Raw genomic sequence first — 25,494 nt, forward strand, 5'->3', positions numbered from 1 at the left:
CGTCAGTTTCCGTGCAGGCGTTGCGTGGCGCGGCGCGCGAACCATTCGGCGGCGATCAGCGCGCCGATCGCGAGTACGATCGAGACGATGACCAGCCGTCCGGCGGCCGCGTCGCCGTCCGGCGTCTGGATCAGCGAATAGATCGCGGAGGAAATCGTCTGGGTCTCGCCGGGAATGTTGGAGACGAAGGTGATGGTGGCGCCGAACTCGCCGATCGCCTTGGCAAAGCCCAGCACCATACCGGCGAGCACGCCGGGCAGCGCCAGCGGCAGTGTCACCGTGAAGAACACCTTCCACGGCGCTGCGCCGAGTGTCTCCGCCGCCTGCTCGAGCCGGCGGTCGATCGCCTCGATCGACAGCCGCATCGGCCGCACCAGCAGCGGAAACGACATCAGGCCGCAGGCGAGCGCCGCGCCGGTCCAGCGGAAGGCGAAGACGATGCCGAGATAATCGGCGAGGAAGCCGCCGACGAGGCCGCGGCGGCCGAAAGTCAGAAGCAAGAGATAACCGGTCACAACCGGCGGCAAGACCAACGGCAGATGCACGACGGCATCGAGAACGGACTTGCCCCAGAAATCCTTGCGGGCGAGCAGCCACGCCAGCGCAATGCCGAACGGGGTTGCCACCAGCGTCGCAACGACGGCGACCCTGAGCGAGAGCAGGATCGCCGTCCATTCGGCGGGAGAGATGTCGAACATCAACGCGGTGGTATCAGGTGGTCGGGCTCACCAGAAACTTGAAACCGTATTTCTCCAGAATGGTCTTGGCCGTCGTGGAGCGTAGGAAAGCGAGATAGTCTTTTGTCTCGCCCTTTGCGGTCGTGGTCGCAGCAACAGGATAGATGATCGCGGGATGCGAATCCGCCGGGAAGGTGCCGACGACCTTGACGCCGGGCTCGACCTTGGCGTCGGTGGAATAGACGATGCCGAGGTTGGCCTCGCCGCGGGCCACCAGCGTCAGCGCCGCGCGCACGCTCTCGGCCATGGCGAATTTCGGCTCGGCGACCTGCCAAGCGCCGAGCTTCTCCAGCGCCGCCTTGGCGTATTTGCCGACCGGAACGGACTTGACGTCCCCCGTCGCGATCCTGCCGTCGCCGGCAAGTTTTGCGAGGTCAAACCCCTGCGCGATGGTGACGTTGTCGATCTTGGAATCCTTCGGCGCGATCAGCACGATGCTGTTGCCGAGCAGGTTGACCCGGGTCGACTCGTTGATGGTCTTCTTGGAGACCGCATAGTCCATCCAGTCGGTGTCGGCGGAGACGAACACGTCGGCCGGCGCGCCCTGCTCGATCTGCTTTGCGAGGGCTGAGCTCGCGGCGTAGCTCGCGGTGATCTTGACACCGGTCTTGGCGGTGTAGGCGGCGTCGACCTCATCGAGCGCGTTCTTCATCGACGCCGCGGCGAACACGGTGAGGGTCTTGTCCTCGGCGGCAGCAGGCGAAAGGCTCGCGCCCGCGAGGATCACGAAGGCGGTGAATAGTCCGGCAATACGAATCATGGGATAGCGCTCCGTCCGAGCTCGCGCGCAAATGCGTGCGCAATTCTGGCGTTGTGTGGGTCGGATGCGACGGGTGGAAGCGCTGTTCCACGGGGCCCCGCAGCGGCTTACGGCCGGCAGGGATATCGCACGTGCGAAGATAGCAGGCTGGGGCCTCAGGTCAAAGGCGACCGTTTGGTCTATTGCGCTGGCAAGATCGCGATCGACAGCGAATTGTCCTTGGCACCGCTGATCTGGACCACGAAAGGCTGTGCCGACAGCTCGTATTTCACGGTCTTGCGGATGCCCTCGCAATCGGTCGCGCCGCTGAAGGCCACCGGCTTGAGGAAATGGCCGTCCTGGACCACGTCAATCCAGGCCCCGGCTGACAGGCTGACCGTATAGAGCCCCGCCTTCGGCGCCTTGATGCTGGTGAAGCCGGCAAAGGTGCCATCCTTCGGCGCCCGCTCCGGTGGCGAGGGGAGTTTTGCGTCCGCGGGAGCAACCAGCCCCAGCGTGATGGCCGCTGACGGCAATGCCGCCTGTTCGCTGCCCGATGCGAGCTTGGCCCGGTCCGGCGCGGTGAGCGCGGCGCGCTCGCGCTCTATTGGCCATTTGAACTTATCGCAGCCTGAGGGCTCCTCGGCGGCCAGGGCGGAGGTTGCACCAAGCGAGAGTGCGGCAAGGAAGGTGAAGACGCGCATGTCAAATCTCATCGTTGGCCACGCGAGGGATGCGGGCTTGAAGTCAGGCTTCGCCAGAGAACGGGATGCGCATCCCGGGATGCCGCGGGCTTACGGCCACACGGCGAGACGATCCTAGCGCATTTGGGGGGAAGCGGACCAGTCAGGACTCCGTCATCCCGGATGAGCGAAACGGCGCAATCTCTCCACTCGTCGTCCTGGACAAGCGGAGCGCCGATCCAGGACCCATTACCCCAGGGAGCAGTTTGGCGAGGATTCGCGGTTACCAGCTCGCCAACAATTTTTCGCTGGGGTAATGGGTCCTGGCTTTCGCCAGGACGACGGCTGAAGGTGCGGCTGCAGCCTAAGGCTACGGCTTCGCGTCGCCTGCATGGAGCACCGCCTTGCACGCCGCTGGCATCTGCGCCAGCGTCATCGGCGGCTTTGGTTTCGGCGGCTCCGGCGGAGGCTTCGGGTGCAGCACGGCGTCCGAGAACCAGTAGGCGAGATCGGCGGGCTTGCAGCCTTCGTCGTCGGATTGCGACGGCTGGCCTTCGCATTCGCCCGCGCCCGCGGGGCAGCGCATGCGAATGTGGAAGTGGTAGTCGTGGCCCCACCACGGGCGGATCTTCGACAGCCAGGCGCGGTCGCCCTTGGCCTCGCGGCACAGCGCCTTCTTGATCGCGGCATTGACGAAGATGCGCTGCACGGCTGGCTCCCGCGCCGCATCGCGCAGCACCAGCACGTGGCCTGGCGTGAACACCTTCGGATCGACGTCGAGCCGGTCGGGGCGCACCATCATCACCGCCGACATCTCCTCGCGCTCCTCGCGCGAGAGGCGACGGTCCGGCATCGGCGTCAACCAGATGTCGGCATCGAGACCGATCTGATGGCTGGCATGGCCTGACAGCGCCGGTCCGCCGCGCGGCTGACCGATGTCGCCGACCAGGATGCCGGGCCAGCCGGCGTCCTTGTGCGCCTTGGCCGCGAGCCGCTTGATCAGCGCGATCATGTCGGGATGGCCGTAGCTGCGGTTGCGCGACAGCCGCATCACCTGCCAATTGTCGCCGTTCACCGGCATCTGCGCGGCGCCTCCGATGCAGCCCTTGGCGTAGGAGCCGATGACATGCGCCGGCCCCTTCGACGGCAGCAGCTTGCGCGCGAACAGCTCCTTGGCGCCGAGCGCGGGATCGCCGGGATTGGCGAGCGGCGGCAGCGGCTTCGGCGTGACGCTGCCCTTGTCCTGAGCCAGCGCGACGCCGGCAGTCAGGAATGTCGCTAGAAGCAGGAGAGGGGTGAGGCGGCGGGGACTCATGCTGATTCGTTATAACCCAACACTGCGTCAGGGTTAAGAATGAGGCTTGTTATGAGGGTGCCGCCTCACGGCGTCTTTACAGCCGCGAGGCGCCGGCGCTGGGCTTGAGCGGACAAGCGGATTACGGCTCGGGCGTCGACAGGATCGCCTTCCCCACGTCCTGGTAATGCGTGTCGCGCGCCTGGATCTGCTGCGCGATCGCATGCATGTCGCGAAATCGGCGCTCGAACGGGTTGCTGCGGAACACCGCGGTCGCGCCCGCCATGTGATAGGCGGCGTCGACCACCTTGGCCGATTGATGAATGGTCCAGGTCGCGGCCAGGCGAACCGCGCTGCGATGCGCCGCACTGAACGCGCCGGTGACGGAGAGATCGTCCCACATCGCATGCGCGGTCGCATAGAGATAGGCGCGTGCAGCGCGAAGGTCGCCCTCGGTGCGGCCGATCAGGCCCTGGACCGCCCCGTTGTCGCGCATTGCGCTGGCGGCGAGCGACTGGTGCTTGCCGCGCGCCAAGGCGATGGCGGCATCGAGCGTGGCGCGCGCGATGCCAAGCGAGACCGCGGCAAAGCCGAGGCTGAAGGTCGAGCCGGTGCCGATCCTGTAGAGCGGTCCCGTCTCGCGCAGCGCAGCCGGCACGTCGCGGAACGCCGTGAAGCGCTCGGGGACGAAGATGTCGCTCACTTCATAAGAGTCCGTGCCGGTGCCGGCGAGCCCGATCGCCTGCCAGACGTCGTGCAGCACGGCGCTCGCGGCCGGAAACAGTATGGTACGTACCTCCGGCGATCCGTCGGCATTTTTCCGCGGCGTGCCGTCACCATTGACGATGCGCACGTGTGCCCCGAGCCAGCTCGCCTGCCGCGAGCCCGAGGCGAAATCCCAGCGCGCCGTGACCCGATAGCCGCCTTCCACGGCGCGTGCCTCATGCGCGATCGCGCCCCAGGCGAGGATGCCGGGCGGCGTGTTGAAGATTTCGTCCGCCGTATCATGGTCGAGCGAGGCCGCGATCATCGCGCAGACGCTGCATTGGCCGAGGCACCAGGCGGTGGAGGCATCCGCCTTCGCGATCTCCTCCAGCATCTGCATGAAGACTTCAATGGGGGCTTCTGCGCCGCCCAGGCCGTGCGGCAATAGCGCCCGATAGAGCCCGTTCTCGATCAACGCATTGACGACATCAGGCGTCAGCCGCCGCGTCCGCTCGATCGCATCGGCCTCGCGCGCAATCAGCGGCGCGATCGCCCGGGCAAGTTCGACCAGACCAACCCTGGGAGCTGCGTTCATGCGCGCGTCCTCGCCCATTCTGCCGTGAGCGGTTAAGGAGTGTGATGGTCGTCCATATGGCCGGGAAGATCAAGATCACGCCACTCGGCCCGCCGACATCAATCTAAAATCTCGCAATCTAGGTACTAGGGCGCGGACCGGCTGGGGTCATCGAACACTCGCTCCATGATGATCGTGCGTTCGTCACCGTAATAGCTGTCACGCACGAGATTGAATCCGAGTCGCGCGTAGAAGGCTTCAGCGGTGACCGAAGAAGGAACGGTCAGCGAGGGAACGCTTCGCTCGCGCGCCGTGCGCTCGATCTCTGCCATCAGCAGCTTGCCGATACCTCGGGTCTGAACATCGGGAGCCACGAAGACGGTACGGACCACGCCTCCGTCGAGGCTTGCCGTTCCGACGACGCGGCCGCCCACGGTGGCGACGAAAACGGTGCGTTTCCCGATCAGCTCCCGCACGGCGTCCGGACTGAAGCTGCGTTCGACCCTTTCGATGATCTCGTCGGTATAGTCTTTCGCGTTGGTCTCGCGCAGTGCACGCAAAATGACCGCACTTATTTCGTCGGCGTCATTCTCAAGCGCGGATCGGATCGTGTATTCCATGGTCGTTCCACTCGCTCAGAGTCGCGTAGTCCAACGTAGTGGACAGTAGCAGGGCGCGTTCGGCGAGATCAAATCCGGGAGGCTCGGTCATCTGCGGTCCCTCGTTCACTCCAGCGTGAGGGGTGAGAGACGCGATGGTGGTCCATCCCCCGATCGAGAGCAAGACGACTGCCGCTCGGCTCGGTCTCAAACGCGCACGCGCCACAATGTGAGTGCGAGCAGGAGATAGGCGGCACAGGTCCACAGCGATTGCCAGTTATCCGGGCCTTCGTTGATTCCGACGTAAATGGCCGCCACGGAAAACACGCCGGCAAATATCGATTCCGCGAGCGGGTGTATGTCCTTGCTGGTGGGATTGAGCAGCGCCGTTGCTGCAAAGGGGACCGTCGCCATGGTGAGAGGCGCGAAAGGAAAGTCGATGAAGCGGGGGTCGAACACGAGGCCAATCGCGGTCGCCGTGCCGATCACGACGATCACGATCCACACCAGCCCGTGCAGGGTCGTCAGCGGGGATACGGTCCGGTAACCCTCCGGACCCAGCACTTCCAGGAAACTGGGCAAGGGACGACCCGACATCAGGGCGATCGCGCCAAGGACCGGCGAAGCCGTCGCCGCCGCGAGCAATGAGCCCCACACAAGCCAGAGGCCCACGCCGTAACTTTGCTCGACCATTCTCTGGGCCGTCACCCCGAACAGGAGCCCGGCCGTGGTGGCCGAGAGTCCGACCGCAATCCATGCGACGAGCCCGGCCTCGTTGGGCCTGCGGCGCAGGGTGAGGCAGGCCGCGCCGAAGACCAGGATCGCCAACGCTAGTCCGCAGACCATCTGCAACTTCCACGAGGGGAAATTACTGATCGGGATGCCGGCCGGATATTTCAGGGTGCGCTGAACGGAATCGAACAGGCCCCATGATCCGCCGACGGTACCCTCGACTTCACGCTTCCACGATTCATCATAGGCTTCGAACACGTTGACGCGGAATTTCTCGCGCCGCGCAAGGTCGAGGATCTCCGAGACCACGCGGGCCTGGTTGACGCGGGAGGGAAGAGCCGCCTCGCGCATCCGCCCCTCGCTCGGCCAGCCGATTTCCCCGATCAGGATTTCCTTGCCCGGAAAGACCGCCGCCACCCGGCGGCGAATCTCGCCGACGTGGGCGGCGGCAAGCTCCGCCCGGACCGGCTCATTCTCCCAATAGGGCAGGATGTGGATCGTGACGAAATCGACGGCGTCACGAAGCTCGCGGTTGCTCAGCCAGAACTCCCAGACATCGGCATAGGTGACGGGGACGGCGGTCTGCGCCTTGACCGCGCGAAGCGTGGCGATGAGGTCGGGGACCGTGATGTCTTTCCGCAGCAGCGTCTCGTTGCCGACCACGAGCGCGATGATGGTTTTGGGATATTCCCGGGAGAGGCGAATCGCGGTCGCGATCTGCGTCCGGTTCTTCTCCTGGTCCTTGTCGAGAAAGATGCCCTGGATGACCTTCAGTCCCGCCTCGGCCGCAAGGCCGGGGATCTGGTCCAGACCGAGATCGGTCGCATAGGTCCGGATGCAATCGGAAACTTTCGCGAGCTGGGCGAGGTCTTCCGCGATCTGTTCCCGTGTCACTTGCGTCGTCGATGAAAGCGACGTCTGATGGCTGCGGAATGGGGCGTACGAAATGCATTGCAGCTTGTCATTGAGATCGATCGGCGCGCGCACCAGATGGACAGGCGTTCCCAGCCAGATCCATACCGAGGCGATGACGCTCAGCGATATCAGGAGAAGCGCAAGCGGCGCGCGCATCGGGACTTGCTTCGTCCCGCCTTGCATCTTCGGAGGGTTGATGGCCCCTGTTGTCTGCCCACCATGCATGATCCCCCTCACTTTCCACTTGCGGCACTCGGGCGAACGCGTTGCCTCGCGTTAAAGCGTGCCGGCAATGTGCTGGCGTCTTGATGACGCGCAAAAAGAGAAGCTAAGGCATGATCCGGAAAAGTGCGAAGCGGGCTTTCGAAAAAAATCGTGCGAAATCGAAAACCTGAAGATGGTGATGATTCAGTTCAATCTCATCGCGGCTTAGAAAAATTCATCGGTCGCAACCCGGCCGATCCTAGCATCAGTCTGGTCTCCACGGCTGAGGCTTTGCGTCGCATCGCGAAGCGCGCTGACGCAGGGCTCTGCCTCGTCAGGCCGCGGCGCGACCAAGGTCGAGCGCTTGCCTGCGTCTCGTCGGAAAACTCAGCGCCACCGCGACCGCCGCAAGCCCGATCGCGAAGGAGCCGACGTGCAGCCATGTGTAGCGCTGGAAATTGTCGAAGACGAGGCCGCCGGCCCACGGCCCGAGCGCCATGCCGAGGCTGGCAAAGGCCGATACCGCGCCGAACACCGTGCCCATGATGCGCGCGCCGAAGAATTCGCGGACCAGCACCGCATAGAGCGGCATAACCCCGCCATAGGCGAGGCCGAACACGACCGAGAGCGCGTAGAACTCGCCGAGCTGCGCCACCGCGAGATAGGTCGCGATGCACATCGCCTGCACGAGGAGGCCGCCGACCAGCACGGGTTTTGCGCCGATGCGATCGGCGAGCGCGCCCAGCAGCAGGCGGCCGCCGAGGCCTGAGACGCCGGCGACGCTGTAGACCGTCACCGCCGTGAGCGGGGCGATGCCGCAGACCATCGCATAGGACACCATGTGGAAGATCGGGCCGGAATGCGCGGCGCAGCAGGCGAAATGCGCCGCTGCGAGCGCGATGAATTGCGGCGTGCGCAGCGCCTGGGTCGCGGTCAGCTCGACGTCCGGCACAGCGTCCGCCGTTGCGGGGCCAGGAGCTGCCGGCGCCGGGCGTACCAGGAAGCAGGCGGGGATCAGTAGCGCCCAGGCCGCGATACCGATCACCAGCATCGCGGTGCGCCAGTCATAGGCCGTGATCAGCCAGCTCGCGGTCGGCGCGATCGTCACCGGCGCCACGCCCATGCCGGCGGAGACCAGCGCCACCGCGAGGCTACGGTTCTTCTCGATCCAGGCGCTCGCGAGCGCCATCATCGGCGCGTAGAAGCTGCCGGCGGCAATGCCGATCAGCACGCCGAAGCAAAGCTGGAACTGCCACAGGCTTGCCGCCTGACTCGCGGTGACGAGGCCGAGCCCCAGCAGCAGGCTTCCTGAGAGCACCACGATGCGGGTGCCGAACCGGTCCGACAGGGCACCCCAGAGGAACGCGGCAACGCCCATGCAGAGGAAGTCCAGCGTCGCCGCCGCAGACACGCCGGCGCGCGACCAGCCCATTGCTTCCGAGATCGGCTGCAGGAACACCGCCAGCGACAGCATCGTGCCGAACCCGACGCAGGTCATCAGCGCACCCGCGGCAACCACGACCCAGCCATAGTCGAAGCTTGACGGCTTGCTCATGCGTTTCCTCGCGCTTTTGCTCTTGTTGATGGTGCGCGCTGCGGATGGTGGCCTATCTGCCGGGAGAGGGCAAGGCTGGGTGTTACACGCGTAAAATCCTCGGGACTATTCAATCACTTCGTCGGCGCGGGCGACGACGGTTGCAGGCAAGTCGAGACCTAAGCCCTTGGCGAGGCGGAGATTGATCCTGAGGTCGAACTTGGTCGGTCGTTCGAAAGGCAGGTCGCCTGGCTTTGCGCCCCGCAGGACGCGATCCACCTGTGCAATCAAGCGACGCGCTGCATCAGCAAAGTCGGGGCCAAATGACATTAAGGCGCCGTTGGCGACCCAGTCTGGTGAAGCAAAGATCGCAGGTTTCTTGCTCAGATTCACCAGCCTTACGACTTCGGCCACGTGGGCGCTGAGCACGACGTCCGGAACGAAAACAAGTCCGTCAAATCGGGCGAGGTTGTCCGGGCTCAGGATTTTGCCGATATTGGCGGGATCATCGATGTTGATTGCTTCAACCTCGAAGCCGAGCTTGCGACCGCTCTCCAGGACGGGCGTGAGACTCTGTGCACCGCTCGTCACCTTTGTCGTGACAGTCCCGAGGCGGACGGCCTGGGGCAGAATCTCGCGCATGAGCTCGACCCGCTTCACGGTGGTCTCTTCCGAAAAGACCGCGATGCCGGTCACGTTGCGGCCGGGACGGGCGAGGCTGTCGGCCAGTCCGGAGGCGACTGGGTCAACGGCAGCAAGGGTCACGATCGGAATTGTTCGTGTTGCCTTGTAGGCCGCGAGAGCGGCAGGTGTGCTGATTGCGATGATCACGTCCACCCGGCCATCCCGTACGATCTCTTGTGCGAGTGCCGGCAGCGCGTCCGCATCTCCCGCCGCGTGACGAAACTCGAGTCTAATCCGCCCTTCGACGTAACCAAGCTCGGCAAGCAGCCTTCTGGTTGCAGCGATCTGTGCGGGAATTTCGACGGGTCCCAGGTGAACGACGCGCGGCGTTGCAGAGGACGGCTGAGCGCGTGCGATGAGTGGCCAGCCGATTGCTCCTGTCATCAGCCCGATGAATGCGCGCCGTCTCATCTGACCTCGCTCGAAGCTGCCGTGCGATGGCCGGACCATAACACGCTTCAACACTTGCGAGCCAAAAACAGTCTCATCGAAACGACATCAGTCCCGCGATGCAGTTCGCGCCGATCTGCGTCAACCAGCCGATCGGTGAGTTTCTCATCATTGGGATGGAACCTATCGTGACGTGGGCGGGCGAGCCGGTCGTCCTAACGGTGGCGAATGGCGGAGCAGGCCTTATCCTGATCGGCCAGGATGGCCGTGAGGACGCGCAGATATCCGCGACATCCCGTTTCGTGTTCGTGCGACCCGATACATCGACACCTCCAGAAGCCGCAGCGATGCTCAGGTAGGTCTGGGCCGCCACCATCCTACGCGCTCGCATCGGGATCACCGAACCACCGCATCGCGGCTCGAGCCGCTCCCTCATGGTGAGGTGCCTCCTCGCTGACCCACGCCACGATGCCGTCCGGCCGCACGAGCAAGGCGGTCAGGCCTGATCGATCCCTCGCATCGCTTGCGACATGATTGATCCGGCTTGTCCAGCGGTGCGCAAGCGCCTTGAGCGATGCCCGGTTGTCAAAGTCGAGCAACAGCCCTCGTCCTGACCTGAGCAACTCGGCGGGACGTCGTCCGTCGGCGAACGCGAAATCGGGTACGCTGCGGCCGACAAGCGGATGTGGATCGTCGAGATCGTAGCGGAGCGAGAGGCCCCAAGCGCGCTCGGCGAAATAGGTCGCGCCGTCGCGCGTGTCGATGAGATCGCGGATAATCGCCTCGAGCGCGCGCGAGCTCCTGCTGGGACGCATGAGCCCAACCTGGGCGCGTGACCAGTCGAGGATCTGTGCTCCCACAGGATGCCGCTCGGCGGAATAAGTATCGATTAGGCCGGTGGGCGCGTTGCCGTGAATGGACGCCGCGAGCTTCCAACCGAGGTTCATCGCATCGCCCAGCCCGAGGTTCAGGCCCTGGCCTCCCAGCGGTGAATGGATGTGCGCGGCATCGCCCGCCAACAGCACACGACCCTTGCGATAGCTGGTCGACTGACAGGCGCGGTCGGTCCAGGTGGTGGCGAGTGCAAGCCTCGTCAATGTCACATCCAGGCCCGAGACTTTGCGAAGCACCACCTCGATCTGATCGCGGTTCGGCTCGCTGCGATGAGCCATGCCGCCGTCGAAATCGACCATCGCGATGGTGCCGGGCGCTGCGTAGGTGTACATGCCTGAGGCCGTGTAATGGCGCCCCGGCGTGAGCGTGGCTGGATCGGCCAACTCGACTTGCACCGAATAGCCCGTGAATTCCGGATCGGTGCCGGCGAAACCGATGCCGGCCGCCTTTCGCACAGTGCTGCGTCCGCCGTCGCAGCCGACCAGCCAGCGCCCGCGGGCCGGTCCGCCGGCTGTTTCAACGGTGACACTGTCGTCTGATTGCGTGAGAGCCTCGACGCCACAGCCGCGCTGGATCTCGACGCCCAGCGTCCCGGCGCGGTTGGCAAGGACGGCTTCGATGCTCGCCATGTCGGCCGCAACGCTGCCAATCGGCTCGGGCAGGCGGTAGGGCCATTGCGTACTGTCGATCCGATCCTGGAAGAACTGGATGCCGGCGAAATGACCGCCCGGGCGGCGCTGCTGCAGCCAATGGGCGGCCGCCGGTGTGTCGCGGCCGGCCGCAAGGCGCGTGAGTTCGTTCAGCAAGTCGCGGCGATCCAGGCTCTCGATGGTCGGCACTGAAAGTCCGCGAAGCCCGAAAGGCAGGTCCTTGAGCGGCGAATGCGGATCGGTCGCCTTTTCCAGCACCAGCACCGAACAGCCCGCAAGCCTGAGCTCGCAGGACAGGAACAAGCCCACTGGACCGGCGCCGGCAATGATGACGTCATAGAGGATAGTGTCGGGACTTTGCATGAAGCACTCCGTTGTCGATCTTCGACTGTCGATGTTCGACCGGAGCGTTTCTCGAACCTGAGGACCTCACGGACGAACCACGGCCCGCCTGAATGGCGGCCGTTGTTCGTCGCGGGGATCCCCGGCACGAGGCCAAAGACCAGAGCTTTCGTTACCGAAAGGACTTGGGCTTACCAGACCAAGTCTGCCTTTTCCGACATGACCATTTAGCGGTGCGAGCGCAGCTTCGTCAACGCGCGCTCATGGCGAGATTCCACGTCCTCGCCTCCGATCCAATCGAGTCACTCGTCGGAGACACAGTTCGTAGGGAGGAATGAGCGAAGCGAAACCCGGGCAGGCTGTCGTCAAATTCGATCGCACCCGCTGCCATGATGGCATTATGCCCCTGTTTTGCCCGACGGGTCAAACGGATTTCGATAAATCAGAAAATGCAGCGTTGACAGGCAGTTGGCTACTGTGCATGGGGTTGTTTTTACGTCTTTTGTCGGTTCCGGTTGCCCGGTCGCGGACGCGCTCAGCTATCCACCTTCAGCGCGGCAATAAAGGCTTCCTGCGGAATGTCGACCTTGCCGAACTGCCGCATCTTCTTCTTGCCTTCCTTCTGCTTCTCCAGAAGCTTGCGCTTACGGGTGATGTCGCCGCCGTAGCACTTTGCGGTGACGTCCTTGCGCAGCGCGCGCACCGTCTCGCGCGCAATCACCTTGCCGCCGATCGCCGCCTGGATCGGGATCTGGAACATGTGTGGCGGGATCAGCTCCTTCATCTTCTCGACCATGGCGCGGCCGCGCCCCTCCGCGCGGGTGCGATGGACCAGCATCGAGAGCGCGTCGACCGGCTCGGCATTGACCAGGATCTGCATCTTGACGAGATCGGCCGCCTTGTAGTCGGTGAGGTGATAGTCGAACGAGGCGTAGCCCTTGGAGACCGACTTCAGGCGGTCGTAGAAATCGAACACGACCTCGTTGAGCGGCAGGTCGTATTTCACCATGGCGCGGGAGCCGACGTAGGTGAGCTCCTTCTGCGAGCCGCGACGATCCTGGCACAGCTTCAGCACGCTGCCGAGATATTCGTCGGGGGTGAGGATCGTCGCCTCGATCCAGGGCTCGTCGATCTCGGCGATCTTGACCACGTCGGGCATGTCGACGGGGTTGTGTATCTCGAGCTCGGTGCCGTCGGTGAGCTTCATCTTGTAGATGACGCTCGGCGCGGTCGCGATCAGGTTGAGATCGAATTCGCGCGACAGCCGTTCCTGGATGATCTCGAGGTGGAGCAGGCCGAGGAAGCCGCAGCGGAAGCCGAAGCCGAGTGCCGCGGAGGTCTCCATCTCGAAGGAGAAGCTGGCGTCGTTCAGGCGCAGCTTGCCCATCGCGCCGCGCAGCGTCTCGAAATCGTCGGCATCGACCGGGAATAGGCCGCAGAACACCACGGGGATCGCCGGCTTGAAGCCCGGCAGCATGTCGGCGACCGGCTTCCTGTCGTCGGTGATGGTGTCGCCGACGCGGGTGTCGGCGACTTCCTTGATTGCGGCGGTGATGAAGCCGATCTCGCCGGGGCCGAGCTCGTCGACCTGCTGCATCTTCGGCGTGAAGAAGCCGACGCGCTCGACGTCATAGGCCGCGCCCGTGCCCATCATGCGCACGCGGCTGCCCTTCTTCATGACGCCGTCGACGACGCGAATGAGGACGACGACGCCGAGATAGACGTCGTACCAGCTGTCGACCAGCAGCGCCTTCAGCGTCGCCTCGCGATCGCCCTTCGGCGGCGGCAGGCGGGTGACGATGGCTTCCAGCACGTCGGGTACGCCAAGGCCGGTCTTTGCCGAGATCATCACCGCGTCCGAGGCGTCGATGCCGATGACGTCCTCGATCTGCTGCTTGATCTTCTCGGGCTCGGCGGCGGGAAGGTCGACCTTGTTCAGGACCGGGACGATCTCGTGATTGTTGTCGAGCGCCTGGTAGACGTTGGCGAGCGTCTGCGCTTCGACGCCCTGGCTGGCGTCGACCACCAGCAGGGAACCCTCGCAGGCCGCCAGCGACCGCGAGACCTCGTAGGCGAAGTCGACATGGCCGGGCGTGTCCATCAGGTTGAAGATGTAGTCCTTGCCGTCCTTGGCGCGGTAGGCGAGGCGCACCGTCTGCGCCTTGATGGTGATGCCGCGCTCGCGCTCGATGTCCATGGAATCGAGCACCTGCTCCTTGCCCGCCATCTCGCGGTCGGAGAGGCCGCCGGTCATCTGGATCAGACGGTCGGCCAGCGTCGATTTGCCATGGTCGATATGGGCGACGATGGAGAAATTGCGGATGTTGGAAATGGGGACGGTCGTCATGGGCGCGGGATACCACTCACATCCCCGTGCGGCAACCATATTGCTGTAATTTCAGGGTCTTTGTTCACGCCAAGCTGATTCCATGGCGGGTCAAAACGCGCTACGCAACGGCCATGTCGACCACCTCTCTTCCCGCCGCCAGGGCGCGCACCAAGACCCGGCTCAGTTACAACCGCTTCCGGGCCTGGCTGGTTGCCTGCGCGACCCGCCCCGAGGCGCGCCTCTGGCTGGTGATCCAGCTCGCCATCCTGCATGGGGTGCTCTGGACCTTCATCCTGATCAATCTCAAGGCAGCGCAGGACGTTCACATGGACGTCGCAGAAGCCTATGGCTGGGGCCAGAAATTCCTGTGGGGCTACGGCAAGCACCCGCCGCTGTCGGGCTGGGTCGCCGGCCTCTGGTTCAAGGCGTTCCCGGCCGCGGATTGGGCGACCTATGCGCTGGCGATGGCGACGGTGAGCGTCGGCATGGTGATCTGCTGGCTGGTGAGCTTGCGCGTCGTCGACGCGCGACGCGCGTTCCTGGTCGTGGTGATGATCGCGCTCTACCCGATCTTCAATTTCAAGGGCTTCAAGTACAATCCGGATCTGCTCCAGCTCGTCACCTTGCCGCTGCTGGTGCTCGCTTATCTCAACGCGTTCGAGAAGCGGAGCTGGCAATCCGGAGTTCTGCTTGGGCTTGCCGGTGCGCTGGCGCTGATGACCAAATATTGGGTGCTGACCATGATCGGCGCCATCGGCCTTGCGGCGCTGATCCATCCCGAGCGGTTGGCATTCCTGTCGTCGCCGGCGCCATGGGTCGCGATCGCGACGATGGTGGTGGCGATGATCCCGCACCTCGTCTGGCTGGCGGATGCGCATTTCGTGCCGCTGACCTATGCTGGCGACACCTACAGCATCGAGAACGCCAGCCTGCTGCACCAGCTCGTCGCCGGCTACGTCTTGCACAATGTCGCGCTGCTGGCGCTGCCGGTGGCGCTGGCCGCGCTCGCCATGGCGCTGGTGCCGCCGTGGCTCACGCTGCTGGTGCGCGCGCCCTCGCGCGTCGTCACGCGGGCCTGGGCGCGCGGGACCAATCCGGGTGTCAACCTCTCGCAGGCGCTGAACGTCTGGATCGTCCAGATCATCGTCGCGTTCGGTCCGCCGCTCGGCGCGCTGGCGTTCAGCGTCTACATGAAGACCGATTGGGGCATCTCGCTGTTCTTCCTGGTGCCCTTGGCGGTGGTCGCAATCCCGGCGCTACGGGTACAGAGCTCGGCGCTGTTCAACGTCGCCGCGATCTGGCTCATGCTCAGCGTTGCGACGCTTGCCGCCTCGCCCTGGATCGCCGCACGCGAGATGGCGGCCAATGCCGGCAACACCGCGACCTATGGCGGGCGCTCGGAGCTGGCGCGCGAACTGACCCAGGCGTGGCACACGCGCTTTGCCTCGCGCTGGGCGGTGGTCGCCGGCACCATGGAGTCGATCCAGCCGATGGTGTTCTACAGCCCGGATCATCCCGCCGCGTTCACGCCGAACGAGCCGTGGAGCTCGGGTCTGACGTCACTCGACGACGTCAAGAAATACGGCTTCATCGGCGTGTTCGATCCGAACGACGGCCGCCTGCCCGCGTTCGAGAAATGGGTGTCGGAGGTCGCGCCGAACGCCGAGCGCATGGTGATGACGACGCGCCGCTTCACCCACGGCAAGGCCGGCCCGGCGATGAGCTGGAACATCTACATCGCGCCGCCGGCGCAGTGACGCTTCCTGTTTCACCTCTCCCCGCTTGCTGGGAGAGGTCGGATCGCGCTTGCGATCCGGGTGAGGGGGTACAGGTACCGCCGGGGTCTCGCGTGTGGAGAGAGGCCCCTCACCCCAACCCTCTCCCCGTAAGAACGGGGCGAGGGAGCGCAGCTGAGCGCGCTGCGAGAGGGGGTTAAACCCCTTCCTCGTTGAACTTGCTTTCGACGAGCTCGGTGATCGCCGCGAGCGCGGCTTCGGCGTCAGCACCGGCCGCCGCCACCGTGATCGTCGTGCCGGGACCGGCGGCGAGCATCATCAGGCCCATGATCGAGGTGCCGCCGACGGTCTCGCCGCCGCGCGTCACCCACACCTGCGCGTTGAAGCGCTCGACCGCCTGGACGAATTTCGCCGAGGCGCGGGCGTGCAGGCCGCGCTTGTTGATGATCAGGAGCTCCTTGGAGATCGCACCCGCGGGCACGCCCGTTCCGGCTTGCGGCGCGTCGTCGCTCATTTGCCGGCGAGCACGCGGCTGGCGATGGTGACGTATTTGCGGCCCGCTTCCTGCGCCATCGCGATTGCGTCGGGCAGCGGACGCTCCTCGCGCACCTTGGCGAGCTTCACCAGCATGGGCAGGTTGATGCCCGCGAGCACTTCGACCTTGGGCCGGCTCATGCAGGATATTGCGAGGTTCGACGGCGTGCCGCCGAACATGTCGGTGAGGATAGCAACGCCGTCGCCGGAATCGACGCGGTTAACCGCTTCGATGATGTCGCTTCGGCAAAGATCGGAATCATCTTCGGCGCCGATCGTGATCGCTTCGATTTGCTTTTGTGGGCCCATGACATGCTCAAGCGCCGCCTTGAATTCGTCGGCAAGGCGCCCGTGGGTCACAAGTACTAGACCAATCATCGGAAAACTCCTCGCGGGCGCTTTTGGTGCGCCGCACGAACGCGCCACTTTGACCATCCAGAGCCCCCGCGCAAGAGGGGATGTTGCGCATCTCCCTGAATCTAGACGGATGGATGAGGGGAGCTTCGCCGGTCTATTCGGTCGCGATAGTGGGGTTCATATGGTTACCATTTCCCTTCAAACAATCGCCTGAGGGGTTAACGGAAGATGAACTCTTGGTAGTGGTCAAGGCCGCAACAACCAAGGGGAGGGGCGAATAGCCGGGCCCGACCGGGATTCGCGGTATTTCGACACCAGAAATGCTGGTTTTCAGCGAATCTGCCGCAGGCAGGCGCTCGGCATCCGCCGCGTCCAGATCAACCACGAGACCGACCGTCGCATGCTCCACGAAGTCGCAGCGGCGGATTCCGAGGCCCCGGATCTCGATCAGTCCGGCCAGCACAGGAGCGGGCCGGACCTCAATTTCATCGCCGACTGTCGCCAGATGGACACGGTCGTCACCGACCAGAACGGCTCGTTCGACCACGCCGGCGCGTCCCGCCATGATCAAATCGAAGGCAAGGCGCGACTTGCCGGAGCCCGAGGGACCGCGGATCAACACCGCAAAAGTCCCGACCTTGACGGCGGAGGCGTGCACGCTGGGGCCGCCGTCGCTCATAGCGCCGGCAGCCTCACCACGAAGCGCGCGCCCGCGGCCGTCGGCGCACCGTCGGCGTCCGGCGGGCCCGCGCGGTTCTCGGCCCAGATGCGTCCGCCATGGGCGTCGACGATCTGCTTGGAGATCGACAGCCCGAGGCCGGAGTTCTGGCCAAAGCCCTGATGCGGACGGTCGGTGTAGAAGCGCTCGAAGATGCGCTCCAGCGCGTCGTCGCGGATGCCGGGGCCGTCGTCGTCGACCACGATCTCGATCTCGCCGCGCACGCGGCGGCAGGTGAGGCGCACCTTGCTGCCGGCTTCCGAGAAGGATTGCGCGTTGGAGAGCAGGTTGGAGACGACTTGTCCGAGCCGTGAATCGTGGCCGGTCACGGCGAAGGTGTCGGCCGGGCTGCGGCCCTCGAAGCGCGTCTCGACCGCGACGTCGTGGCCGAGCTTGGTCTCATTGGCAACGGACACCAGCGTCGTCAGCAGGCGGCGCACATCGACCGGAATAGCATCCTGGCGCTGCAATTCGGCATCGAGACGGCTGGCATCGGAGATATCGGAGATGAGACGATCGAGCCGCTTGACGTCGTGCTCGATCACCTCGAGCAGGCGTGCGCGGCTGTTCTCGTTGCGCGCCAGCGGCAGCGTCTCGACCGCGGAGCGCAGCGAGGTCAGCGGGTTCTTCAGTTCATGGGCGACGTCGGCGGCGAACATCTCGATCGCCTCGATGCGGCTATAGAGGGCGCTGGTCATGTCGCGCAGCGCGCCCGAGAGGTGCCCGATCTCGTCGCGGCGGCGGGTGAAATCGGGGATCTCGATGCGGGCCTTGATGCGGCGGCGGACGCGCTCGGCACTGTCGGCGAGCCGGCGCACGGGACCTGCGATCGTGCTCGCAAGCAGCAGCGACAGCATGATCATGACGGCGGCCGCGACGCCGCCGACCTTCAAGATGGCGAGGCGCTCGGCGGTGACCATCTGGTCGATGTCGTCGCCCTGGGTCGACAGCATCAAGGCGCCGTGGATGGCGCGTGAGCGCAGCACGGGGACCGCGACCGAGACGATCACCTCGCCGCGCGAATTGACCCGTACCATCGAGCGCTTCTGGCCCTGGAGCGCGTCGGCCACCTCCGCATAGCCATTGCCGTTCTCGGGCCCGAGCTCGCGATAGAGCGGCAGGTCGCCGCGGTTCAGCCAGGTCCGCACCGCGACCATGCCGCGCTCGACGATGCCCGGCTTCTCGGCCGGTGGCGGCAGGTTGTAGCGCAGCACGTTTTCGAGGTTGCGGCTGTCGACCAGCAGGCTGCCGTTCGGATCGTAGATGCGCGCGCGCGTCTTGGTCGGCGAGATCAGCGTGCGCAGCACCGGTGCCACGCGCTCCGGATTGATCGGGAAGTCCAGCGGCGAATATTCGTCCGGGCCGCCATAGGTCTCGCCCGGCTTGAGGTCGAGCAGCCGGTCGGGGTCGATGGTGATGGCGTTGGTCTGGACCGTTGCGGAAGCCGCGATCGCGCCAGCGATGATCTCGGCCTGCACCAGCAGGCTCTGCGCCCGCGCGTCGATCAGGCCGGCGCGGAATTGCGACAGGTACAGGATGCTGGCGACCAGCGCGACGAGGCCGGCGAGGTTGAGCGAGACGATGCGGCGGGTCAGGCTCGAGAAGGACAGCGCGAAGAAGAACTGCCCGGCGCGCTTCAGCCAGTTCAGCGGTCGCCAACCCTTCGGCTTGTCTTCCGCAACGTGCTCCTGAACGCCGTCGGACGCGACATCCCCGGCGCTCTGGTTTGGATCAGGCTGCGTTCGGTCAAGCAATGCTTACGCCCGCGTTAGGACAGCTCGTTGAGAAGGTCCCCGCATCCTAGATTGATCCCGGTCCCGATGGAAATCAGAACCGGCAATGCTCTTGTCCTTCATGAAGCTGCGTGAGCCTCAGGCTTCCTTGAAACGGTAGCCGACGCCGTAGAGCGTCTCGATCATCTCGAACTCATTGTCGACCACCTTGAACTTCTTGCGCAGCCGCTTGATGTGGCTGTCGATGGTACGGTCGTCGACATAGACCTGGTCGTCATAGGCGGCGTCCATCAGCGCGTTGCGGCTCTTCACCACGCCGGGCCGGGTTGCGAGCGCCTGGAGGATCAGGAATTCGGTGACGGTCAGCGTCACTGGCTCGTTCTTCCAGGTGCAGGTATGCCGTTCGGGGTCCATGCGCAAAAGGCCGCGGTCCAGCGCCTTGGCGTCGTTCTCCTTCGGCGCGACGGTCGGGTCCTTCGGCGCCGAGCGGCGCAATACCGCCTTGACGCGTTCGACCAAGAGACGCTGCGAGAACGGTTTGCGGATGAAGTCGTCGGCGCCCATCTTGAGGCCGAACAGTTCGTCGATCTCTTCGTCCTTGGAGGTCAGGAAGATCACCGGCAGGTCGGATTTCTGCCTGAGACGGCGCAGCGTCTCCATGCCGTCCATGCGCGGCATCTTGATGTCGAGGATCGCGAGGTCGGGCTGGGTGGTGCGGAAACCGTCAAGTGCGGAGGCGCCGTCGGTATAGGTCATGATGCGGTAGCCTTCGGCTTCCAGCGCGATCGAGACGGATGTGAGAATGTTGCGGTCGTCGTCGACCAAAGCGATTGTGGGCATGAGCCTCTGCTTTCTGCTTTCCGTTTGGGTCGGGGCTTAAAACGGCGAGCAATCCACTGATGCGCCGCATACATGGGTGCCGAATTTGGCGTTCGAACCTTGTCACCGAGCAATGCAAGCTGGGCTGAAGTGTGACCAAGTTCCACGAAACACGGCAGATTCGCCGCATCTCGACCCATAACCAGACCCCCGTTTACCCGAAAAAAGGCCCCCCTTGCAACCTCCTGACCCGAGAAACCCGATGCAGCCGACCCCCGATTTCGACCCCGGAAAACTCGCCAAATCGCTGCTGCGACGGTCGCGGCAGGGGGCGCTGGCGACCCTGATGGCCGGGAGCGGCGATCCCTATTGTTCCCTGGTCAATCTGGCGAGCCACCCCGATGGCTCGCCGATCCTGCTGATTTCGCGCCTCGCCGTGCATACCAAGAACATCCTGGCGGACAGCCGGGTCTCCCTGATGCTGGACGAGCGCGCGCCCGGCGATCCCCTGGAAGGGGCCCGGATCATGCTGTCCGGCCGGGCCGAACAGGCCGACGCCGACAAGGAGCTGCTTCAGCGACGGTATCTCTATGCCCATCCGTCGGCAGAGGGCTTTGTTTCGTTTAAGGATTTCTCCTTCTTCCGGATCCGGCCCACGGGAACCCATCTGGTGGCCGGTTTCGGCCAGATCGTCGACCTCAAGCCCGAGCAGTTCCTCACGGACCTCACCGGCGCCGAAGATCTGCTGGCGGCGGAGGAGGGGGCGGTCGAGCACATGAACGCCGACCATCGCGACGCGATGGGCCTCTATGCGACAAAGCTCCTTGGCGCGGCCGAGGGTGACTGGCGCTGCACGGGCTGCGATCCGGAAGGCCTCGACATGCAGCTGGATCAAACCGCGCTGCGTCTGGACTTCCCGGAGCGGGTGACGGACGGCACGGCGCTGCGCAAGATGCTGGTCCGCCTTGCTGGTGAGGCGCGCAAGAAGGTGGACCCGAGCGCAACACTTTGAACGCTGCCGCCCATCGCCGCGACCCAAGACCGTAATCGGTCTGGCGGGGGCAGCGAGGGTGTTCATGGCAAGATGGAATCGACTGGCGCTGATCGCGGGTCTCGCGCTCGCGGCGGGTGCCTCCCTGCCTACGGCTGCCCTTGCCCAGAAGGGCAATCTCGCGGCGCAGAGCGCCAGGATCAACGAACTCAGCAAGGCCGGCAGATATTCCGAAGCGTTGCCTTTGGCGCAGGCGATGGTCGCAAGCCTCGAGAAGAGCGACAACGGTCGCGAACTCGCTGCCGCCTTGAACAATCTCGGTCAGGTCTACGCCGGCCAGGGCCGCGACGATCTGGCCGAGCCGCTCTACAAGCGCTCGATCGCACTGATGGAAAAGGCGCTCGGCCTCGAAACTCCTTTGGTCGCGGCCGAACTGACCAATCTCGCCGCGCTGTATCAGCGGCAGGACCGTTTCGCCGAGGCCGAGCCGCTGTTCAAGCGCGCGCTCGCCGTACGCGAAAAGAGCCTGCCGCGTGAGCATCCCGATGTCGGCCAGGCCCTCAACAATCTGGCCACGCTCTACGTCAAGCAGGAGCATTTTGCCGACGCCAAGCCGCTGTTTCAGCGGGCGCTTGCGATCTATCAGAAAGCCGCCGGGCCGGAGCATCCCGCGGTTGCGACCGTCCTGAACAACATCGGTCAGGTCGATCGCGACCTCAATCGCGATGCCGAGGCCGAGGCACCGATCAAGCGCTCGCTCGCGATCCGCGAGAAGGTGCTGGGGCCGGATCATCCGGACGTGGCCCGCTCGCTGAACAACCTTGCGGGGCTCTATCAGAACCAACAGCGCTATGCCGAGGCCGAGCCGTTGTATCGCCGCGCGCTGGCGATCCGCGAGCGCGCATTCGGCTCCGATCATCCCGACGTCGCGATCTCGACCAGCAATTTTGCCTCCTTCCTCCAGCTGTCCGGGCGGACCGCCGATGCCTTGCCGCTGGCGGAAAGGACGCTTGCCAACAATCGTGGGCAATTGCGCGTCGTGCTGCCGATCCTGTTTTCCGCGCGGCAGCAGCATCTCCTGCCGGATGACAAGGCATTGGACGAGGCGCTTGCGGCGATTCAGCGCGGCACGCAATCCTCCGCTGCCTCCGCCGTGAACAAGCTCGCGGTGCGGCTCGCCGCCGGCAGCGACCGGCTCGCCGAGCTCGTGCGCAGGGATCAGGATCTCGCGGCCGAGTCCGAAGCACTCGACAAGGCGATCATCGCCGCGGTGTCGAAGCCATCCGCCCAGCGCGACGTCGCGGCCGAGCAGCGCAGCCGCGTGCGGATCGCGGCGATCGCAAGCGAACGCGGTGGATTGCAGAAGACCTTCGCCGTCGAGTTTCCCGACTATTCCTCGCTGTCCAATCCGATGCCGCTGGCGGTCAAGGACATCAAGGCATTGCTGTCGGCCGACGAGGCGATGGTGCTCTACTCCGTCGTCGACAAGCAGAGCTACGTCATCGCGATCACGCGCGAGGGCGTCGACTGGAAGGAGATCCCGCTCGGCGCCGATGCGCTGGCGCAGAAAGTGTCCGCTTTCCGTAAGGGATTGGACGTCGGCAAGGCGCACGATGCCTCCGGCAAATCCGGGTTGTTCGACCTTGCGCTCGCCAACGAGCTCTATGTCGCGTTGCTCGGCCCGGTCGAGGCATTGACGAAAGACAAGCGAAACCTGCTGGTGGTGCCGTCGGCGGCGCTGACCGCGTTGCCGTTTCATTTGCTGGTCACGGAGAAGCCGCAAGCGGCGATTCCGGACAGGCTCGAAGGCTACCGCAGCGCCGCCTGGCTGTTGCGGCGTCAGGCCGTCTCGGTGCTGCCGTCGGTGGTCAGCCTGAAATCCCTGCGCGCCTTTGCGCGCAGGGATCAAGGCGCAAAGCCGATGACCGGCTTTGGCGATCCCGTCTTCAATCCTGCGCTGGAAGGGCCTGCCGACCGTCGCGCTGCAAGCGGCAAGGTCGCGGCGCGCAGCATCGCGACCATCGCCTATACCGACTTCTGGCGCGGCGCCGGTGTCGATCGCGCGCGCCTGGCGCAGGCGTTGCCGCAACTGCCGGATACCGCCGACGAGCTGAACGCGGTGGCGAGGGATGTCGGTGCGACTGCGGCCGATATCCATCTCGGCCGCGATGCCAGCGAAACGACGCTCAAGCGTGCAGCGCTTGCTCAATACGGCATCATCTACTTTGCCACCCACGGCCTTGTCGCAGGCGACATCAAGGGACTGGGGGAGCCCTCGCTTGCGCTCTCCATTCCCGATCAGCCATCGGAGCTCGACGACGGCCTGCTCACTGCGAGCGAAGTCGCCCAGCTCAAGCTCAATGCGGATTGGGTGGTCCTGTCGGCCTGCAACACCATCGCGGGCGACAAGCCCGGCGCCGAAGCCCTGTCGGGATTGGCGCGTTCGTTCTTCTATGCCGGCGCCCGCGCGCTCCTGGTCTCGCATTGGGCGGTGGATTCGGAAGCTGCCACGCGCTTGACCACGTCGACGTTCGAGCTGCTCAAGAACGAACCGAAGATCGGTCGCGCCGAAGCCTTGCGCCGCGCGATGCTAACTTATCTCGACGACGCCTCGTCACCGCGCAATGCCTATCCCGCGATGTGGGGACCGTTCGCGCTCATCGGCGAAGGTGAGGTACGATAGGAAGCCGCCTCAAGGATTGTGCGTCGCAATAACCCCGAGTAACGCGCAAACATGCATTTGGTTGCGCGATCATTCGTAGTTTTTTGATGCCGCTCCTCAGAGCTGACATGCGCGACGATTGGCGCGGTCCTTGAATAAACCAAATCCTGCGGGATCGGCTTGGCAACGCCAGCGTTCATCAGTATTAGGTCGCCAAACCGAGGCCGGATGGCCTATTATTCACGGTGACCGCGATGGTGCCAAAGCTTGGTCGCGCTGAGTGTCGCGGGTTCTAGGAGGATGTTTTCGTGCAAGAGACGGGCGTGCGCAACGGTGCCTTCGGCGCCGATAAATTCGGCTTAAAGAATCTCAAGCAGGTTCACTGGAACCTCGGTGCGCCGCAACTCTATCAATACTCGCTCTCGGCAGGTGAGGCGGTGCTGTCCGCCGACGGTGCACTCTGCGCCGACACGGGCGAGTTCACCGGTCGCAGCCCGAAGGACAAGTTCACGGTGCGTGATGCCACCACCGACAAGACGATGTGGTGGGCCGGCAATCAGTCGATCACCGCGGAGCAGTTCGAGACGCTCTATCAGGATTTCCTCAAGCACGCCGAAGGCAAGACACTGTTCGCGCAGGACCTCTATGGCGGTGCCGACCCGGCCTACCGGATCAAGACGCGCGTCTTCACTGAGCTCGCCTGGCACTCGCTGTTCATCCGTACGCTGCTGATCCGCCCCGAGGCGATCGAGCTGTCGGCCTTCACGCCAGAGCTCACCATCATCGACATGCCGAGCTTCCGGGCTGATCCCAAACGTCACGGCTGCCGCTCGGAGAACGTCGTCGCCATCGACTTCGCCCGCAAGATCGTCCTGATCGGCGGGTCTTATTATGCCGGCGAGATGAAGAAGTCGGTCTTCACCACGCTGAACTACTATCTGCCCGAGCGCGGCGTGATGCCGATGCACTGCTCGGCCAATGTCGGCGCCAAGGGCGATGCCGCGATCTTCTTCGGCCTGTCGGGTACCGGCAAGACCACGCTGTCGGCCGATCCCAACCGCACGCTGATCGGCGACGACGAGCACGGCTGGGGCCCGAACGGCATCTTCAATTTCGAAGGCGGTTGCTACGCCAAGTGCATTAAGCTGTCGAAGGAAGCCGAGCCCGAGATCTACGCGGCCTCGACGCGCTTCGGCGCGGTCCTCGAGAACTGCGTGCTCGACGAAGACACCCGCGTGGTGGATTTCGACGATGGCTCCAAGACCGAGAACACGCGTTCGGCATACCCGCTCGACTTCATCCCGAACGCCTCGCGCACCGGCCGCGCGCCGCAGCCGAAGAACGTGGTGATGCTCGCCGCCGACGCCTTCGGCGTGCTGCCGCCGATCGCCAAGCTCTCGCCAGCGCAGGCGATGTACCACTTCCTGTCCGGCTACACCGCCAAGGTTGCCGGCACCGAGCGCGGCCTCGGCAACGAGCCGCAGCCGGAGTTCTCGACCTGCTTCGGCTCGCCCTTCCTGCCGCTCGACCCCAGCGTCTATGGCAACATGCTGCGCGACCTGATCGCCCAGCACAATGTCGATTGCTGGCTGGTCAATACGGGATGGACCGGCGGCAAGTACGGTGTCGGCTCGCGCATGCCGATCAAGGTGACGCGCGCGCTGCTCACCGCTGCGCTCGACGGATCGCTTCGCAACGTCGAATTCCGCACCGACAAATATTTCGGCTTCGCGGTCCCGACCGCGCTGCCGGGCGTGCCGGCCGAGATCCTCAACCCGGTCAACACCTGGAAGGACAAGGACGAGTTCGACAAGACCGCCCGCGCGCTCGTCGGCATGTTCCAGAAGAATTTTGCCAAGTTCGAAGCCCAGGTCGACGCTGAGGTGCGCGCAGCCGCGCCGGACGTGAAACTCGCGGCGGAGTAATCTTCGCGCTTCGC

General features: G+C 64.7%; 20 protein-coding genes and 1 pseudogene. 5 read left to right on the top strand and 16 right to left on the bottom strand.

Going from position 1 to position 25,494, the window contains the following annotated elements; translation table 11 throughout:
• Nucleotides 1-2: 2 nt before the first annotated feature.
• The 9 genes from modB to NLM27_RS35750 form a co-directional block, all read right to left on the bottom strand.
• Entirely contained in the window at nt 3-698 is a 696-nt protein-coding gene (modB, locus tag NLM27_RS35710) for a molybdate ABC transporter permease subunit (RefSeq protein WP_254147729.1), read from the bottom strand.
• 13 nt (nt 699-711) lie between these two features.
• Nucleotides 712-1,497, bottom strand: coding sequence for a molybdate ABC transporter substrate-binding protein (modA, locus tag NLM27_RS35715; RefSeq protein WP_254147730.1), 786 nt, complete (start codon nt 1,495-1,497; stop codon nt 712-714).
• Nucleotides 1,498-1,676: 179 nt separating this feature from the next.
• On the bottom strand, nt 1,677-2,180 hold the full coding sequence (locus tag NLM27_RS35720) for a hypothetical protein (RefSeq protein ID WP_254147731.1): 504 nt from the start codon (nt 2,178-2,180) through the stop codon (nt 1,677-1,679).
• A 349-nt stretch (nt 2,181-2,529) separates the two neighbouring features.
• Nucleotides 2,530-3,474, bottom strand: coding sequence for a penicillin-insensitive murein endopeptidase (mepA, locus tag NLM27_RS35725; protein WP_254147732.1), 945 nt, complete (start codon nt 3,472-3,474; stop codon nt 2,530-2,532).
• Between the two features lie 121 nt (nt 3,475-3,595).
• The gene (locus tag NLM27_RS35730; RefSeq protein ID WP_254147733.1) at nt 3,596-4,753 is read right to left on the bottom strand and encodes an acyl-CoA dehydrogenase family protein; all 1,158 of its coding nucleotides are present in this window, start codon (nt 4,751-4,753) and stop codon (nt 3,596-3,598) included.
• Between the two features lie 125 nt (nt 4,754-4,878).
• The gene (locus tag NLM27_RS35735; protein ID WP_254147734.1) at nt 4,879-5,352 is read right to left on the bottom strand and encodes a GNAT family N-acetyltransferase; all 474 of its coding nucleotides are present in this window, start codon (nt 5,350-5,352) and stop codon (nt 4,879-4,881) included.
• A 186-nt stretch (nt 5,353-5,538) separates the two neighbouring features.
• On the bottom strand, nt 5,539-7,134 hold the full coding sequence (locus NLM27_RS35740; protein ID WP_254147735.1) for a glycosyl hydrolase family 17 protein: 1,596 nt from the start codon (nt 7,132-7,134) through the stop codon (nt 5,539-5,541).
• A 382-nt stretch (nt 7,135-7,516) separates the two neighbouring features.
• Entirely contained in the window at nt 7,517-8,737 is a 1,221-nt protein-coding gene (locus NLM27_RS35745; protein ID WP_254147736.1) for an MFS transporter, read from the bottom strand.
• 105 nt (nt 8,738-8,842) lie between these two features.
• Nucleotides 8,843-9,811 (bottom strand): ABC transporter substrate-binding protein, encoded by a 969-nt coding sequence (locus NLM27_RS35750; RefSeq protein WP_254147737.1) that lies wholly within the window; start codon nt 9,809-9,811, stop codon nt 8,843-8,845.
• A 122-nt stretch (nt 9,812-9,933) separates the two neighbouring features.
• On the opposite strand from NLM27_RS35750, the pseudogene NLM27_RS35755 reads away from it, so the two are divergent.
• Nucleotides 9,934-10,149: pseudogene (locus NLM27_RS35755) on the top strand (hypothetical protein); the annotation flags it as partial.
• A gap of 18 nt (nt 10,150-10,167) precedes the next feature.
• Here the strand turns inward: NLM27_RS35755 and NLM27_RS35760 are convergent.
• Complete coding sequence (locus NLM27_RS35760; RefSeq protein WP_254147738.1) at nt 10,168-11,697, bottom strand: FAD-dependent monooxygenase; 1,530 nt, start codon at nt 11,695-11,697, stop codon at nt 10,168-10,170.
• Between the two features lie 514 nt (nt 11,698-12,211).
• Nucleotides 12,212-14,023 carry a translation elongation factor 4 gene (lepA, locus tag NLM27_RS35765; RefSeq protein WP_254147739.1) on the bottom strand — a complete coding sequence of 604 codons (1,812 nt, stop codon included), beginning with the start codon at nt 14,021-14,023 and terminating at the stop codon, nt 12,212-12,214.
• 113 nt (nt 14,024-14,136) lie between these two features.
• Between lepA and NLM27_RS35770 the strand changes: the two genes are divergently transcribed.
• Nucleotides 14,137-15,762, top strand: coding sequence for a glycosyltransferase family 39 protein (locus NLM27_RS35770; RefSeq protein ID WP_254147740.1), 1,626 nt, complete (start codon nt 14,137-14,139; stop codon nt 15,760-15,762).
• Between the two features lie 175 nt (nt 15,763-15,937).
• Here the strand turns inward: NLM27_RS35770 and NLM27_RS35775 are convergent, their stop codons facing one another.
• From NLM27_RS35775 to NLM27_RS35795, 5 genes are all read right to left on the bottom strand, one after another.
• Complete coding sequence (locus tag NLM27_RS35775) at nt 15,938-16,255, bottom strand: HPr family phosphocarrier protein (RefSeq protein ID WP_254147741.1); 318 nt, start codon at nt 16,253-16,255, stop codon at nt 15,938-15,940.
• Nucleotides 16,252-16,653, bottom strand: coding sequence for a PTS sugar transporter subunit IIA (locus NLM27_RS35780; protein ID WP_007597752.1), 402 nt, complete (start codon nt 16,651-16,653; stop codon nt 16,252-16,254). Before NLM27_RS35780 ends, NLM27_RS35775 begins: the two co-directional genes overlap by 4 nt.
• A 133-nt stretch (nt 16,654-16,786) precedes the next feature.
• Nucleotides 16,787-17,311, bottom strand: a complete 525-nt coding sequence (locus NLM27_RS35785; RefSeq protein ID WP_254147742.1) for an HPr kinase/phosphorylase — start codon at nt 17,309-17,311, stop codon at nt 16,787-16,789.
• A complete protein-coding gene (locus NLM27_RS35790; protein ID WP_254147743.1) occupies nt 17,308-19,104 on the bottom strand; it encodes a sensor histidine kinase in 1,797 nt (598 codons plus the stop codon). Before NLM27_RS35790 ends, NLM27_RS35785 begins: the two co-directional genes overlap by 4 nt.
• Nucleotides 19,105-19,221: 117 nt before the next feature.
• Nucleotides 19,222-19,923 (bottom strand): response regulator transcription factor, encoded by a 702-nt coding sequence (locus NLM27_RS35795; protein WP_008542552.1) that lies wholly within the window; start codon nt 19,921-19,923, stop codon nt 19,222-19,224.
• 241 nt (nt 19,924-20,164) lie between these two features.
• Between NLM27_RS35795 and NLM27_RS35800 the strand changes: the two genes are divergently transcribed.
• The 3 genes from NLM27_RS35800 (at nt 20,165) to NLM27_RS35810 (ending at nt 25,480) form a co-directional block, all read left to right on the top strand.
• On the top strand, nt 20,165-20,914 hold the full coding sequence (locus tag NLM27_RS35800; RefSeq protein ID WP_254147744.1) for a HugZ family protein: 750 nt from the start codon (nt 20,165-20,167) through the stop codon (nt 20,912-20,914).
• Nucleotides 20,915-20,978: 64 nt separating this feature from the next.
• Nucleotides 20,979-23,576 (top strand): CHAT domain-containing tetratricopeptide repeat protein, encoded by a 2,598-nt coding sequence (locus NLM27_RS35805; protein WP_254147745.1) that lies wholly within the window; start codon nt 20,979-20,981, stop codon nt 23,574-23,576.
• 287 nt (nt 23,577-23,863) lie between these two features.
• On the top strand, nt 23,864-25,480 hold the full coding sequence (locus NLM27_RS35810) for a phosphoenolpyruvate carboxykinase (protein WP_254147746.1): 1,617 nt from the start codon (nt 23,864-23,866) through the stop codon (nt 25,478-25,480).
• Nucleotides 25,481-25,494: the final 14 nt, after the last annotated feature.

The sequence above is a fragment of the Bradyrhizobium sp. CCGB12 genome, from assembly GCF_024199845.1.
Lineage (GTDB): Bacteria > Pseudomonadota > Alphaproteobacteria > Rhizobiales > Xanthobacteraceae > Bradyrhizobium.